General features: G+C 67.6%; 16 protein-coding genes. 6 read left to right on the forward strand and 10 right to left on the reverse strand.

The window, feature by feature from the left end; all coding sequences use genetic code 11:
• Positions 1-232: 232 nt before the first annotated feature.
• From rplM to erpA, 3 genes are all read left to right on the forward strand, one after another.
• Positions 233-661 (forward strand): 50S ribosomal protein L13, encoded by a 429-nt coding sequence (gene rplM, locus ABD05_RS08965; RefSeq protein WP_041490553.1) that lies wholly within the window; start codon positions 233-235, stop codon positions 659-661.
• 10 nt (positions 662-671) lie between these two features.
• The gene (gene rpsI / locus ABD05_RS08970; RefSeq protein ID WP_006476904.1) at positions 672-1,064 is read left to right on the forward strand and encodes a 30S ribosomal protein S9; all 393 of its coding nucleotides are present in this window, start codon (positions 672-674) and stop codon (positions 1,062-1,064) included.
• A 218-nt stretch (positions 1,065-1,282) separates the two neighbouring features.
• Positions 1,283-1,654: an iron-sulfur cluster insertion protein ErpA gene (gene erpA / locus ABD05_RS08975; protein WP_034182738.1), complete on the forward strand. Its 372-nt coding sequence runs from the start codon at positions 1,283-1,285 to the stop codon at positions 1,652-1,654.
• 102 nt (positions 1,655-1,756) lie between these two features.
• On the opposite strand, the gene ABD05_RS08980 is transcribed toward erpA, so the two are convergent.
• Positions 1,757-2,905: an anhydro-N-acetylmuramic acid kinase gene (locus ABD05_RS08980; protein WP_047899814.1), complete on the reverse strand. Its 1,149-nt coding sequence runs from the start codon at positions 2,903-2,905 to the stop codon at positions 1,757-1,759.
• A 142-nt stretch (positions 2,906-3,047) separates the two neighbouring features.
• On the opposite strand from ABD05_RS08980, the gene tyrS reads away from it, so the two are divergent.
• From tyrS to ABD05_RS08995, 3 genes are read left to right on the forward strand one after another with little or no spacing between them, the layout of a single operon-like run.
• Positions 3,048-4,289, forward strand: coding sequence for a tyrosine--tRNA ligase (tyrS, locus tag ABD05_RS08985; protein WP_047899815.1), 1,242 nt, complete (start codon positions 3,048-3,050; stop codon positions 4,287-4,289).
• Positions 4,286-4,744, forward strand: a complete 459-nt coding sequence (gene dtd, locus ABD05_RS08990; protein ID WP_047899816.1) for a D-aminoacyl-tRNA deacylase — start codon at positions 4,286-4,288, stop codon at positions 4,742-4,744. Before tyrS ends, dtd begins: the two co-directional genes overlap by 4 nt.
• A 23-nt stretch (positions 4,745-4,767) precedes the next feature.
• Positions 4,768-5,430 (forward strand): histidine phosphatase family protein, encoded by a 663-nt coding sequence (locus tag ABD05_RS08995; protein ID WP_047899817.1) that lies wholly within the window; start codon positions 4,768-4,770, stop codon positions 5,428-5,430.
• Positions 5,431-5,487: 57 nt separating this feature from the next.
• Here the strand turns inward: ABD05_RS08995 and ABD05_RS09000 are convergent, their stop codons facing one another.
• From ABD05_RS09000 to ABD05_RS09040, 9 genes are all read right to left on the reverse strand, one after another.
• The gene (locus ABD05_RS09000; protein ID WP_047901133.1) at positions 5,488-6,609 is read right to left on the reverse strand and encodes a ParB/Srx family N-terminal domain-containing protein; all 1,122 of its coding nucleotides are present in this window, start codon (positions 6,607-6,609) and stop codon (positions 5,488-5,490) included.
• 150 nt (positions 6,610-6,759) lie between these two features.
• Positions 6,760-7,713, reverse strand: coding sequence for an oxygenase MpaB family protein (locus ABD05_RS09005; RefSeq protein WP_047899818.1), 954 nt, complete (start codon positions 7,711-7,713; stop codon positions 6,760-6,762).
• A 24-nt stretch (positions 7,714-7,737) separates the two neighbouring features.
• A complete protein-coding gene (ruvB, locus tag ABD05_RS09010; protein WP_047899819.1) occupies positions 7,738-8,808 on the reverse strand; it encodes a Holliday junction branch migration DNA helicase RuvB in 1,071 nt (356 codons plus the stop codon).
• A 108-nt stretch (positions 8,809-8,916) separates the two neighbouring features.
• On the reverse strand, positions 8,917-9,498 hold the full coding sequence (ruvA, locus tag ABD05_RS09015) for a Holliday junction branch migration protein RuvA (RefSeq protein ID WP_006401679.1): 582 nt from the start codon (positions 9,496-9,498) through the stop codon (positions 8,917-8,919).
• A 156-nt stretch (positions 9,499-9,654) separates the two neighbouring features.
• A complete protein-coding gene (ruvC, locus tag ABD05_RS09020) occupies positions 9,655-10,197 on the reverse strand; it encodes a crossover junction endodeoxyribonuclease RuvC (RefSeq protein ID WP_011350965.1) in 543 nt (180 codons plus the stop codon).
• Positions 10,198-10,348: 151 nt separating this feature from the next.
• The gene (gene purH / locus ABD05_RS09025) at positions 10,349-11,914 is read right to left on the reverse strand and encodes a bifunctional phosphoribosylaminoimidazolecarboxamide formyltransferase/IMP cyclohydrolase (protein WP_047899820.1); all 1,566 of its coding nucleotides are present in this window, start codon (positions 11,912-11,914) and stop codon (positions 10,349-10,351) included.
• Between the two features lie 44 nt (positions 11,915-11,958).
• The gene (locus ABD05_RS09030; protein ID WP_006476892.1) at positions 11,959-12,192 is read right to left on the reverse strand and encodes a Fis family transcriptional regulator; all 234 of its coding nucleotides are present in this window, start codon (positions 12,190-12,192) and stop codon (positions 11,959-11,961) included.
• Positions 12,189-13,256 (reverse strand): tRNA dihydrouridine synthase DusB, encoded by a 1,068-nt coding sequence (gene dusB, locus ABD05_RS09035; RefSeq protein ID WP_047901134.1) that lies wholly within the window; start codon positions 13,254-13,256, stop codon positions 12,189-12,191. The genes ABD05_RS09030 and dusB overlap by 4 nt, the downstream gene beginning before the upstream one ends.
• A gap of 137 nt (positions 13,257-13,393) precedes the next feature.
• On the reverse strand, positions 13,394-14,581 hold the full coding sequence (locus ABD05_RS09040; protein WP_047899821.1) for a UbiH/UbiF/VisC/COQ6 family ubiquinone biosynthesis hydroxylase: 1,188 nt from the start codon (positions 14,579-14,581) through the stop codon (positions 13,394-13,396).
• Between the last annotated feature and the right edge of the window lie 6 nt (positions 14,582-14,587).

Here is a 14,587-nt window from a genome sequence, read left to right on the forward strand (position 1 = left end):
CGCTCGGTTCGCCTGGTTGGTCGGGGCACGACCGGATTTTGGCCCATTTCGGGCGCCGCGGACACGGGACGTGGATTCCCTTTGACCGCGTCGTCGTATTTCCTTTATAATTCAGGGCTTTTCCGCATTCATGCCCACGGAAAAAGAACAGGGAGAGCCTGCACCGCGCCTCGAAGCGCACACAGACAAGCAGGACGAACACATCGGGCAAAGCATTTTTTTTGGATCGATCATGAAGACGTTTTCCGCAAAAGCCCATGAGGTGACGCGCGAATGGTACGTGATTGACGCGACGGATAAGGTTCTCGGCCGTGTTGCCAGCGAAGTGGCACGCCGTCTGCGCGGCAAGCACAAGCCTGAGTTCACCCCGCACGTCGACACTGGTGATTTCATCATCATCGTCAACGCGAGCAAGTTGAAGGTCACGGGCAACAAGACGCTGGACAAGAAGTACTACCGTCACTCGGGCTACCCGGGCGGTATCTATGAAACGACGTTCGGCAAGATGCAGGAACGCTTCCCGGGCCGCGCGCTCGAGAAGGCGGTCAAGGGCATGCTGCCGAAGGGCCCGCTCGGTTACGCGATGATCAAGAAGCTGAAGGTCTACGCAGAAGCGACGCATCCGCATTCGGCTCAACAGCCGAAGGCGCTCGAGATCTAAGGGGACCCACATGATCGGTAACTGGAACTACGGTACGGGCCGCCGCAAGAGCGCAGTCGCACGTGTCTTCATCAAGGCTGGCAAGGGCGACATCATCGTCAACGGCAAGCCCATCGCTGACTACTTCTCGCGCGAAACGTCGCTGATGATCGTGCGTCAACCGCTGGAACTCACGAACCACGGCCAGACGTTCGACATCAAGGTGAACGTGAACGGCGGCGGTGAAACGGGTCAGGCAGGCGCAGTGCGCCACGGCATCACCCGTGCACTGATCGACTACGATGCGACGCTGAAGCCGTCGCTGTCGAGCGCAGGCTTCGTGACGCGTGATGCGCGTGAAGTCGAGCGTAAGAAGGTCGGTCTGCGCAAGGCACGCCGCGCCAAGCAGTTCTCGAAGCGTTAATTCCGCTTCATGGCCGCGCCGCTTCCGGGCGGCGTCCGCCGGAAAAACCGCCAGCTTTCGCGCTGGCGGTTTTTTTATGCCCGCTGCGAGGCCCGTGCAGCGGCGGCTCGCATGGGCGGGTTTGATGAAATCGACAAGAACCTATTGATTTCATGGACTTCAGCACGATCTTCTGATCGGCCCTACAATAGCGGCTAAAGCTTCTTGGAGAGTTCGCAATGAACGCTGTTACCGAATCCGCAGCAACGACGACCGAAATGCCGCTTCCGTTCGTCTTCACCGACGCAGCGGCCGACAAGGTCAAGCAACTGATCGACGAAGAGGGCAATCCCGACCTGAAGCTGCGCGTGTTCGTGCAGGGTGGCGGCTGCTCCGGCTTCCAGTATGGCTTCACGTTCGACGAGGAAGTCAACGAGGACGACACCGTGATGAACAAGAACGGCGTCCAGCTCCTGATCGACTCGATGAGCTACCAGTACCTGGTCGGCGCCGAGATCGACTACAAGGACGACATCAACGGCGCCCAGTTCGTGATCAAGAACCCGAACGCGACCACCACCTGCGGGTGCGGCTCGTCGTTCTCGGTCTGACCGCACGGCAGATCCGCGCCGGTTCGCCGGAATGAAAAACGGGGCTTCATGCCCCGTTTTTTTATGCCTGTGCGCGGCGCCCGCCGCGCGGCAGGTGTCGCGTCAGCGCGGGTAGAGCGCGCCGAGCACGCGGTCGCCGGCCGCACCGGTGACCGTCGCGAGATTGCCGGGCTGGCGCGCGGTAAAGCGGTACGCGAGCCATGAAAACGCGAGCGCCTCGACCTGTTGCGGCGGGACGCCGAGCGCGGACGTCGTATCGACCGTGGCCGGCACGCCGGCCTCGCGCAGCGCGTGGCGGAGCGCGTCGAGCAGCACCGGATTGCGCGCACCGCCGCCGCACACGAAGACGGCCTTGCAGCCGGGTGCGTGCTGCGCGATCTCGCGTGCGACCGACACGGCGGTGAGCGCCGTGAGGGTCGCCTGCACGTCCTCTGGCGCAACCTGTGCGAATGCGGCGAGCTTTGCGTCGAGCCACGCGGGATTGAACAGGTCGCGTCCGGTGCTTTTCGGCGGCGGCGCGGTGAAATACGGTTCGTCGAGCAGCGCATCGAGCAGCGGCGCGTGCACGGTGCCGCGCGCGGCGAACTTGCCGCCGTCGTCGTACGGTTTGCCGAGATGGCGGGTCGCCCACGCGTCGATCAGCGCATTCGCGGGGCCGCAGTCGAAGCCGCGCACGTCGCCGCCTTCGCCGGGCAGGATCGTGATGTTGCTGATTCCGCCGAGGTTGCAGACGACGCGCGTCTCGCCCGGCGCACCGAATACCGTCGCATGGAACGCCGGCGCGAGCGGCGCGCCGTGGCCGCCGGCGGCCACATCGCGGCTGCGGAAATCGGCGATCACATCGACCTGGGTCAGCTCGGCGAGCAGCGCCGGGTTGTTGAGTTGCCGCGTATAGCCGCGCTCGGGGCGATGGCGCACCGTCTGGCCGTGCACGCCGATCGCGCGGATCTCGTCGCGCGACAGCCCGGCGGTGCGCTGCAATTCGTGGCAGCACACCGCGTAGCGCGTGACAAGCGCGTTCGCCGCGAGCGATTCGCGGTCGATCTCGTCGTCGCCGGGCTGTTGCAGCGCGAACAACGCGTCGCGCAGCGACTGCGCGAAGCCGACGAACGCTTCCGCGAGTACGGCCGGCGCCTTGCCGGCCTCGAAACGCACGGCGACGCCGTCGACGCCGTCCATGCTGGTTCCCGACATCAGCCCGAAGTAGATGCCGTCGGCCGGATGGGCGCTTTGCGGCTGTCGTTGCGGCACGTTGGGTTCTCCTGGATCGTGCGGCGCGGGCCCGTGCCGCGCGCCTTGCGCCCGATTATCCGCGCAACCTGACGCGTCGTTAAGCGATGCGCGCGCAAGTTATGGGAAAATCCCTGTCTTTGCGACATTCTTCCTGGCACCGATGAGCACCGAACCCAGTTCCAAGCCCGTTTTCCCGATCACCGACGAAGTCCGGCATGCGCTCGCCGTCACGAAGCGCGGCGTCGACGAGCTGCTGATCGAGGAAGAGTTCGCGCAGAAGCTCGCGCGCAGCGCGGCCACCGGCACGCCGCTTCGCATCAAGCTCGGCCTCGACCCGACCGCGCCCGACATCCACATCGGCCATACGGTCGTGCTGAACAAGATGCGTCAGCTTCAGGACCTCGGCCACACGGTGATCTTCCTGATCGGCGATTTCACGTCGCTGATCGGCGATCCGTCGGGCCGCAACGCGACGCGTCCGCCGCTCACGCGCGAGCAGATCGAGTCGAACGCGAAGACCTACTTCGAGCAGGCCGCACTCGTGCTCGATCGCGAAAAGACCGAGATCCGCTACAACAGCGAATGGTCGATGCCGCTCGGCGCGGACGGGATGATCAAGCTCGCGTCGCGCTACACGGTCGCGCGGATCCTCGAGCGCGAGGATTTCACGAAGCGCTTCCAGGGCGGCGTGCCGATCTCGATCCACGAATTCCTGTACCCGCTGATGCAGGGCTACGATTCGGTCGCGCTGAACGCCGACCTCGAACTCGGCGGCACCGACCAGAAGTTCAACCTGCTGGTCGGCCGCGAACTGCAGAAGCAGTACGGCCAGGAACAGCAGTGCATCCTGACGATGCCGCTGCTCGAAGGCCTCGACGGCGTCGAGAAGATGTCGAAGTCGAAGGGCAACTACGTCGGCATCAGCGAGAAGCCGACCGACATGTTCGGCAAGCTGATGAGCATCTCGGACACGCTGATGTGGCGTTACTTCGAGCTGCTGTCGTTCCGCGGCATGGACGAGATCATCGGTTTCCGGCGCGAAGCCGAGGCAGGGCGCAACCCGCGCGACTTCAAGGTGCTGCTCGCGCAGGAAATCGTCGCGCGGTTCCACTCGCAGCCGGACGCCGAGCGTGCGCTCGAAGACTTCAACCACCGCGCGAAGGGCGGCGTGCCGGACGATATTCCGTCGGTCACGCTCGCGGGCGCACCGCTCGCGATCGGCCAGTTGTTGAAGCAGGCCGGCCTCGTGCCGTCGACCAGCGAAGCGCTGCGCAACATCGAGCAGGGCGGCGTGAAGATCGACGGCGCGATCGTGTCGGACAAGGGCCTGAAGGTCGAGGCCGGCGAGTTCGTCGTGCAGGTCGGCAAGCGCCGCTTCGCACGCGTCACGCTGACCGCATGATCGCGCTGATCCAGCGCGTGAAGCGCGCCGACGTGCGCGTCGGCGACCGCACGACCGGCGAGATCGGCGCGGGCCTGCTCGCGCTGGTCTGCGCGGAGCGCGGCGACACCGACGCGGCGGCCGACAAGCTGCTGGCGAAGATGCTCGGCTACCGCGTGTTCAGCGATGCGGCCGGCAAGATGAACCTGCCGGTGTCGAATATCGACGGCGAGGGGCGCGCAGGTGGCCTGCTGCTCGTGTCGCAGTTCACGCTGGCGGCCGATACCAACAGCGGACTGCGCCCGAGCTTCACGCCGGCCGCGCCGCCCGACGAAGGCGCGCGGCTGTTCGACTATTTCGTCGCGGCCGCGCGGACGCGCCATCCCGTCGTCGAGACGGGCGAGTTCGGCGCCGACATGCAGGTGTCGCTCGTCAACGACGGCCCCGTCACGTTCTGGCTGCAAGTGCGGCCCTGATGCTTCCCCGGAGACGCGCCGCGATGGCCACCACGCAGATTCTTTTCATCCGCCATGGCGAGACGGCCTGGAACCGCATCAAGCGCATCCAGGGGCATATCGACATCCCGCTGGCTGACACGGGGCTCGCGCAGGCGCAGCGACTGGCCGCGCGGCTCGCGAAAGAGGCGCGCGACGGCGCACGGATCGACGCGGTCTATTCGAGCGACCTGATGCGCGCGCAGCAGACCGCACAACCCTTTGCCGATGCGCTCGGGCTGCCGCTGCAGTTGCGCGACGGGTTGCGCGAACGCTCGTACGGCGCGTTCCAGGGGCACGACAGCACCGAGATCGAGACGCTGTTTCCGGACGCGTATGCAGCCTGGCAGACGCGCGATCCGGGCTTCGCGCCGGAAGGCGGCGAGTCGCAGCGTGCCTTCTATCACCGCGTGCTGCATGCGCTCGAGCCGATCGTCGCCGCGCATCCGGGTGGCCGGATCGCGTGCGTCGCGCATGGCGGCGTGCTCGATTGCGTGTACCGTTTTGCGAACGGTCTCGAGCTGTCGGCACCGCGCAATTACCAACTGCTCAACACGAGCATCAACGTCGTCGATTACGTCGATGGCCGCGCGCAGGTCGTGCAGTGGGCGGACGTGTCGCACCTGGACGCCGAGAGCGACGATGACGGTTATCGCAAGGTGCTCTGATCACGCGGGGCCCGTCCGGCATCGCCGGCCGGGATTCCTGTTCCTCCTGCGCGACGCTTACTGCGGCAGCGCGTGGCGCGTCTTGTAGTCGAGCGCGTATGCGATCTTGCCGGGCTTGTCGGCCGTGATCGGCTGGCGCAGCTTGTCGAATTCCCCCTTGTTGTATTTCTTCCCGCCGTTGATCGCCTCGGCGCGCCCGAGGTCGGCGCCCGTCTTGCCGTCGATCACGGGGTCCGTGGCCGCGACCATGCGCGTCGACGCGTTCCAGGCCGCGTTCAGGTAGCCCGTGTCGGCCTTCGCCGGATCGGGGTCGGTCGTGCCGGCGCGCGTCAGGTCGTAGCCGGCGAGCGAGAGCGTGCCCGGCTGCGCGCGCAGCCAGTCGGCCCAGTAGAACTCGAGGTAGTCGGTGGCTTGCGCGGGCTTGCTGTAGCCGATGTCGCGCGTGAAATAGACGAGCGACCGGTAGCGGTCGTTCGTCATCCCGAGTGTCAGGCCGAGCCCGGTCGGCAGTTGCGCGACCGTGATCGGTTTGCCTTCGCCGTTCTTGAGTCGCACATAGCCGCGGCTTTGCATCTGCTGCCAGAACGCGTCGCCCGAGTAGTCGCTGAGGTTGTCCTTGACGACGACGTGCACGTGCAGCGCCGGGCCGCCGTCGGGTGTCTCGTAGTAGGTCGACAGGCCGTGGTGGCCGTCGGTCAGGTACAGCGCATCGCCGTTCGGGCCGATCACGACGGGGTTCAGCACCGAGCGGTCGCGGGCGTTCGCGTCGGTCGTCGTGCACGTGTAGCTCGCGGGCTCGCGCAGCGCCGACCTGGCCGTATAGCCGCTCGACGCGACGCCGCCGAGCCCTTCGTCCGCGCAGAAGTCGTCGAATTTCTTGTCGGGCTGCAGTTCGTAGCGGCCGAGCTTGTAGTAGATCTGGTCGTAGCCGATCGCGCCCTGCGTCGGATGGAGATCGCCGAGCGTCACGTCGATCAGTTCGCCGGCGCGGGCGCTTTTCCACTTGCCCGGTTGCGGTGCGACGGTGGCGGGCGGCGTGGGCGTCGTCGGGGTGCCGCCGGACGGCGTTTGCGCGTCCGTGCGCGCGATGGCGGCAACATCGTCGCCTCCGCAGGCGGACAGGGCGAGGACGGCGGACAGGCTGGCGGCAAGGGCGAAACGGATCGGCAGGCGTGGCATCGCGGGCATCGGCGCGGTCGGGTTGGCGGGACACCGCGCGGGTCACGACAGGACGGGGCGTGCGGCACGTGCGACCGTGCGCGGGTGCAAGCCCGTCAGCTTGTCACAGGTATTTGACAGCAAATTGAAATAATCGGAAGAAAAGAACCGTCAGGCAGGCGGCGCGCCGTCGGGCGGCGGCGCGGTCGCGCGACGGCGCGCACGCTTCGACGCGCCGTTGACGAGCGCCCAGCGCAGCACGGGGGCGACGGCCCGTACGCCGGGCCGGACCACCGCGCGTCGCAACGGCGCGAACGTCGACACGCGGAGCATGCGCTGCGCCCACGGCGGCAGCAGGTCGATCCCGGCATGCACCATCAGCGACGCGGCCGGCCGCAGCGCGGGCTTCGCGACCGGCACATTCAGCAGGATGGACATCACCTCGAAGGTATGCGGCCCGGCCTCGAGTTCGGGCTGCATGCGCGCGAGATACGCGGCGACCTCGACGCGCGAACGCGGCACCTCCTGTGCGCCGAGCAGTTCGGCGACCAAGGCCGTTTCGGCGTAATAGCGGTCCTGAAGCTCGCCCGACAGCGCCGGATTCACGTAGCACAGATGCGCGGCGAGGAAACTCGACACTTCCGCGATATGCACCCAGGTCAGCAACGCCGGATCGTCGGCGCGGTACGGCCGACCGTCGGGAGCGGTACCCGATACGCGCGCGTGGATGGCTTTCACGCGTTCGATCAGTGCGAGTGCGTCCGCGCGACTGCCGAACGTCGTGCCCGTGATGAACGTGGCGGTGCGCCGCAAGCGGCCGAGGATGTCGGTGCGAAACGACGAGTGATCCCAGACGCCCGCGAGCGCGAGCGGATGGAGCGCCTGCAGCAGCAGCGCGGCGATGCCGCCTGTCATCATCGACGTGAAGTCGGCATGCACGCGCCAGCAGACGGCGTCGGGGCCGAACAGCCCCGGATCTCCGGGCGGCGAAGAGAGATCGAGCGACGGGCCGCCGCCGCCCACCGTCAGGTGCGTGATGCCGGCCACGAGCCGCTTGCGGATCGGCTCGGCCCAGCGCGGGCCCGGTGCGGGTGCGGCGGGGTGGCGGCTAGGCGGTGTCGTCATGGCTGGCGTGGCTCGGGCGGCCGGTTATTTCCCGGCGGGCGTATCCCACATGCCGCGTTCGGTGCTGCCGGCGTCGGGCGCGGAGAGCCCGAAGTGGCGGTACGTGAGCAGCGTCGCGACGCGCCCGCGCGGCGTGCGCTGCAGGAAACCCTGCTGGATCAGGTACGGTTCGAGCACGTCCTCGATCGTGTCGCGCTCCTCGCCGATCGCCGCCGCGAGGTTGTCGATGCCGACCGGGCCGCCGTCGAACTTGTGCAGGATCGCTTCGAGCAGCTTGCGGTCCATCAGGTCGAAGCCGACCGGATCGACGTCGAGCATCGCGAGCGCGGCATCGGCCACCGCCGCGGTGATCTGGCCGTCGGCCTTCACTTCCGCGAAGTCGCGCACGCGGCGCAGCAGCCGGTTCGCGATCCGCGGCGTGCCGCGCGAGCGCTTCGCGATTTCCAGCGCGCCGTTCGGATCGATCTGCGCGTTCAGCAGCGATGCGGAGCGCCGCACGATGCGCGACAGTTGCTCGGCGTCGTAGAACTCGAGGCGCGAGACGATCCCGAAACGGTCGCGCAGCGGGTTGGTCAGCATTCCCGCGCGGGTGGTCGCGCCGACGAGCGTGAACGGCTGCAGGTCGAGCTTCACGCTGCGCGCGGCCGGACCTTCGCCGATCATGATGTCGATCTGGTAATCCTCGAGCGCCGGATACAGGATTTCCTCGACGACCGGCGACAGCCGGTGGATCTCGTCGATGAACAGCACGTCGTTCGCTTCGAGGTTCGTCAGCAGCGCGGCGAGATCGCCCGCGCGCTCGAGCACGGGGCCCGACGTCTGACGCAGGTTCACGCCCATCTCGCGCGCGATGATGTGCGCGAGCGTCGTCTTGCCGAGACCCGGCGGCCCGAACAGCAGCACGTGGTCGAGCGGCTCGGAGCGGCGCTTGGCGGCTTCGATGAAGATCTCGAGCTGGCCGCGCACCTTTTCCTGGCCGACGTAGTCGTCGAGCTGGCGCGGCCGCAGCGCGCGTTCGAACACCTCCTCGTGCGACGAGGCGGGCGAGGCGGCGATGATCCGCTGCTCGGTGGCGAGTTTGTCGGTTTCAATCATGCGGCCATTGTACCGCGCGCCGCAGCTCGTCCGAACTGGCCGAACGGCCGACTGGCGCGCGCCGCGAGGCGGCGCGACACTGCGTCCGACAGTCGGTTCCGGCGCGCGTTACGCCTTCGACAGCGCCTTCAGCGCGAGCTTGATGCCTTCGGACACGCCGGTGCCGGCCGGCACGTTCTTGATCGCGGCGAGGCCTTCCTTTTCGGAGTAGCCGAGCGCGAGCAGCGCGTTGAGGATGTCGGTCGCGTGATCGGACGCCGATGCGGCGCCGGCGAGCGCGCCGAGGTCGGCGCCGAGCTTGCCCTTCAGTTCGAGCAGCAGGCGCTCGGCCGTCTTCTTGCCGATGCCGGGCAGGCGCGTGAGGCGCGCGGCGTCCTGCATCGTCACGGCCTGCGCGAGCTCCTGCACGCTCATCCCGGACAGCACGGCGAGCGCCATGCGCGCGCCGATGCCGGTGATCTTCAGTAGCTCGCGGAAGGTCGTGCGCTCCTGCGGCGTCAGGAAGCCGTACAGCAGATGCGCGTCCTCGCGGACGATCTGCTGCGTGAGCAGCACGACGCGCTCGCCTGTCTGCGGCAGGTTGTAGAAGGTGCTCATCGGCACGTCGATTTCGTAGCCGACGCCGTTGCAGTCGACGAGGAGGTGAGGCGGGTTCTTTTCGAGCAGGATGCCGGCGATGCGACCGATCATGGGAGGCGGGATGCGAGGAAGAAAGCGCGAGTGTAGCGCACGCGCGGCGCAATGCCGATGGGCTTGGCCGTCAGGCCGAAGCGGTGCGTGTCATGTGCGCGCTGCGCGCGGGCCAAACGGTCGAGCCGGTGTGCCGGGCGAGGGCGCGCGCCGGCATCAGCCGACCAGCCGCCCGCGCCGCACGCGCAGCCCTTTCTTCGCGAGCGCCGGCGCGAGGCCGCCGAGCGTGCTGAGCGTGTTGCCGCCGTGCGCATGGCAGATCGCCATGCCGAGCGCGTCGGCCGCGTCGGAACCCGGTTGTCCGGAGAGGTTGAGCAGCCGCGTCACCATTTCCTGCATCTGCGTCTTGGTCGCGCGGCCGTAGCCGACGACAGCCTGCTTGAGCTGCAGCGCCGTGTATTCGGCGACCGGCAGCCCGCCCGCGACGAGGCCGCAGATCGCGGCGCCGCGTGCCTGGCCGAGCAGCAGCGTCGACTGCGGGTTCACGTTGACGAACACCTTTTCGATCGCGGACTGGTCGGGCGCATGTTCGCGCACGATCGTCGACACGCCCTGGAAGATCGTGCCGAGCCGCGTGGCCAGGTCGGCCGTCGGCGTGCGGATCACGCCGCTCGCCACATAGGCGAGCCGGTGGCCGCTGACGTCGATGATGCCGAAGCCGGTGACGCGCAGGCCGGGGTCGATGCCGAGAATTCGCATGAGTGAGGAGAGAAGCGTGATGCAGCGATACTACAACGAATGGTGCGGCGAGCCGGGTGCGCGTTTGCGCGCGACGGCGCCGCGCAATAAAAAACCCGGCGGGTGCGACGCCGCCGGGTTTTCGTGTTGCAGCCGCGCGGGCCGCATGCGATCAGTGACGGAAGTGGCGCACGCCCGTCAGGATCATCGCGATGTTGTGTTCGTCGGCTGCCGCGATCACTTCGTCGTCGCGCACCGAGCCGCCCGGCTGGATCACGCAGGTCGCGCCGGCCGCCACGACGACGTCGAGACCGTCGCGGAACGGGAAGAACGCATCCGACGCGACGGCCGAACCGGCCAGCGTCAGGCCCGCGTTCTGCGCCTTGATGCTCGCGATGCGCGCGGAATCGACGCGGCTCATCTGGCCTGCGCCGACGCCGAGCGTCATGCCGTTGCCGCAGAACACGATCGCGTTCGACTTCACGTACTTCGCGACACGCCAGGCGAACAGCAGGTCGTCCATTTCCTTCGGCGTCGGGTGGCGCTTCGTGACGACGCGCAGCTCGTGCGGCTGCACGTTCTTCGAATCGAGCGACTGCACGAGCAGGCCGCCGCCCACGCGCTTCAGGTCGAATGCGTTATGGCCGTCGCCGAGCGCGATTTCGAGCAGGCGCACGTTCTGCTTCGCGGCGAACACCTGCTTCGCGGCGTCGGAGAACGACGGCGCGATCAGCACTTCGACGAACTGCTTCGCGACAGCCTGCGCGGCCGCTTCGTCGACTTCGCGGTTGAACGCGATGATGCCGCCGAACGCGGAGGTCGGGTCGGTCTGGAATGCCTTCGCGTACGCGTCGGCCGAATCGTTGCCGACCGCGACGCCGCACGGGTTCGCGTGCTTGATGATCACGCAGGCCGGCGCGTCGAACGTCTTCACGCATTCCCACGCCGCGTCCGAATCCGCGATGTTGTTGTACGACAGTTCCTTGCCCTGCAGCTGGCGGTAGTTCGCGAGCGCGCCGGCTTGCGGCGCGACATCGCGGTAGAACGCCGCGCTCTGGTGCGGGTTCTCGCCGTAGCGCAGGTCCTGCACCTTGTCGAACGCCATGTTCAGCGTCGCCGGGTATGCATTGCGCGATGCGTGCTTCAGCTCGTCGGTCAGGCTCGTCAGGTAGTTCGTGATCGCGCCGTCGTATTGCGCGGTGTGCGCGAACACCTTCGTCGCGAGGCGGAAGTTGGTCGGGTAGCCGACCGTGTTGCCGTTCGCCTTCATCTCGTCGAGCACGACCGCGTAGTCGGCCGGATCGACGACGACCGTCACGTCGCGGTGGTTTTTCGCGGCCGAGCGCAGCATCGTCGGGCCGCCGATGTCGATGTTCTCGATCGCGTCGGCGAGCGTGCAGTCGTCCTTCGCGATCGTCGCGACGAACGGATACAGGTTCACGACGAGCAGGTCGATCGTCGGGATGCCGTGCTGTTCCAGCGCCTGCATGTGCTCGGGCAGGTCGCGGCGGGCGAGGATGCCACCGTGCACCTTCGGGTGCAGCGTCTTCACGCGCCCATCGAGCATTTCCGGAAAGCCCGTGTAGTCGGCCACTTCGGTAACGGGCAGGCCCGCGTCGGCGAGCAGTTTCGCGGTGCCGCCCGTCGACAGCAGCTTGACGCCGAGGTCGGACAGCGACTTCGCGAAGTCGACGATGCCGGTCTTGTCGGAAACGGAAATGAGCGCTTGCTTGATCATGATGGAACCACCAATAGCCAGGGAAACGGGGACGGGACGGCCGACTACAGCAGGCCGTGCTGCTGCAGCTTCTTGCGCAGCGTGTTGCGGTTGATGCCGAGGTACTCCGCGGCGAGCGACTGGTTGCCGCCTGCCTGTACGAGCACGACCTCGAGCATCGGCTTTTCGACGCAGGACATCACCATTTCATAGACGTCGTGCGGATTGGAGCCGTCTAGATCCCGGAAATACACGTCCAGGCTCTCGCGGACACATTGTTCGATGTTGTGCTTGCTCATGCTGCTAACTGGTTATGGTCGTCCGACTCGCGCTGGCCGTTTTCCTCTTCGTCGTCGACGTAGACGAGGTGGTCCGACAGCGCTTTTTGCGCCTCGAAGAATGCATTGACGGCGGCGAGCTGCTCGCGGGAGGAATCGAGCGTGTTCATCCTGTGCCGGAACCCGTTGGCACCGGAAAGGCCGCGAGTGTACCAGCCGATGTGCTTGCGCGCAGTACGGACTCCCGTGAATTCGCCATAGAACGCGTAGTGGTCTTCCAGGTGTTCATTCATCACCTGCTGGATCTCGTCGATCAGCGGCGGCGGCAGCAGCTCGCCGGTTTGCAGGAAATGATCGATTTCACGGAACAACCACGGCCGGCCTTGCGCGGCACGACCGATCATCAGTGCGTCGGCGCCCGTTGCATCGAGCACGGCCTTCGCTTTTGCGGGCGACGTGATGTCGCCGTTCGCGACGACCGGAATCCGCACGGCCGCCTTCACGGCCGCGATGGTGTCGTATTCTGCTTCGCCGCGGTACAGGTCGGCGCGCGTGCGGCCGTGCACGGTGAGCATCGAGATGCCGGCGGCTTCGGCGAGACGCGCGACCGTGATCGCGTTCTTGTGCTCGCGGTCCCAGCCGGTGCGGATCTTCAGCGTGACGGGCACCGCATCGGGCCCCGTGCCGACCGCCGCGACGACGGCCTCGACGATCCATTGCACGAGCGGCTCGTTCTGCAGCAGCGCGGAGCCGGCCGCGACGTTGCAGACCTTCTTCGCCGGGCAGCCCATGTTGATGTCGATGATCTGCGCGCCGTTGTCGACGTTGTAGCGGGCCGCTTCGGCCATCATCGCCGGATCGGCGCCGGCGATCTGCACCGCGATCGGCTCCACTTCGCCTTCGTGGTTCGCGCGCCGCATCGTCTTCGCGCTTTTCCACAGCTGCGCGTTGGACGCGACCATCTCGGACACGGCGTAACCGGCCCCCAGCCGCTTGCACAGCTGACGGAACGGACGATCCGTCACCCCGGCCATCGGGGCGACGAACAGGTTGTTACGCAATACGTGAGAGCCGATAACGGGCATCGCAATGGCACCGCCCGCGACCGGCGCGGGCATGAAAAGGGCGGAGGGAAAACGCGCATTTTACCGTATTCCCATGCCTCGCCGATTTGACCCGGTTTGTGTGGTCCGGCTGGGCGCACCGCACGGTGCGCCGTGCGTCAGTTGCGCTGGCCGAACATCATCTGGCGCGCGATCGCCTTCTTGAGCGGCGGCACGAACTCGAGCGCGGTGAGCGCGGCGCCACGCAGCAGCGGGAGCGGGCCCGCGTCGATCGTGAACAGCCGCGCAAGCGTGTCGGTCGCGCCGATCGTGAAGCGCCGGTCGAGCGCGCGGCGCGCGTTGAAGGTCGCGAGCGCGGTCGCTTCGAAGCCCTGCACGGACAGCGTGTCGACGAGCGTATGTGCATCGCGCAGCCCGAGGTTGAGCCCCTGGCCCGCGACGGGGTGCAGGGTCTGCGCGGCATTGCCGACGATCGCGACGCGGCCGCTGACGAGCGTCTGCGCGGCGTTCAGCCCGAGCGGAAACGACGCGCGGCCCGCGATCGCGACGAACTGGCCCATGCGTTCGCCGAACGCGCTGCCGAGCTCGCGCAGGAACGCGTCGTCGGGCAGCGCGCCGCGCCGCGCCGCTTCGTCCGGCGTGCAGCACCAGACGAGCGCGTAGTCGGCCTGGCGCGGCCCGCCGAGCGGCAGCAGCGCGAGCGGGCCTTCGTGCGTGAAGCGCTCCCATGCGACGTACGGGCGCGGCGCCGATACCGTGACCGTGCCGACGAGCGCGGTCTGCCCGTAGTCGCGGCGATGCTTGCCGGCGTCGGCCTGCTGTTCGTGGAACAGCCCGCCTTCGGCGTTGATGACGATGCGCGCGCGCAGCGTACGCTCGCCCTGCGGGCCGTCGAGCGTCAGCGTGACGCCGTCGGCGTCCTGCTGCGGCGCGCGCGCGGTGGTCGACGTGAGCCAGTCGACGCGCGTGCCGCGCACGGCGCCCGCGAGCGCCTGCACGAGCGAGCCGTAGCGCACGACATAGCCGAGCGCGGCGAGGTCGTGCTCGTCGCGATCGATCAGCGTGCGGCCGAAATGGCCGCGCTGCGACACGTGGATATGTTCGATCGGCGTCGCGTCGGCAGGCCACGCGAGCGTGTCGAGCAGCACGTGGCTGCCGTGCGAGACGGCGATCGCGCGCGGGTCGCTCGCGCTCGCGGCCGGTTCGCGCGCATCGATCAGCGCGATCGACGCGTGCTGCGTTGCGCTGCGGCGCGCGAGCCAGCCGGCGAGCGCGAGCCCGACGGGGCCCGCACCGACGATGGCGAGGTCGTAGTCCGGCGTGGCCGGGGAGGAGGCGGTCGTCATCTTGAT

The sequence above is a fragment of the Burkholderia pyrrocinia genome (assembly GCF_001028665.1).
Classification (GTDB): Bacteria; Pseudomonadota; Gammaproteobacteria; order Burkholderiales; family Burkholderiaceae; genus Burkholderia; species Burkholderia pyrrocinia.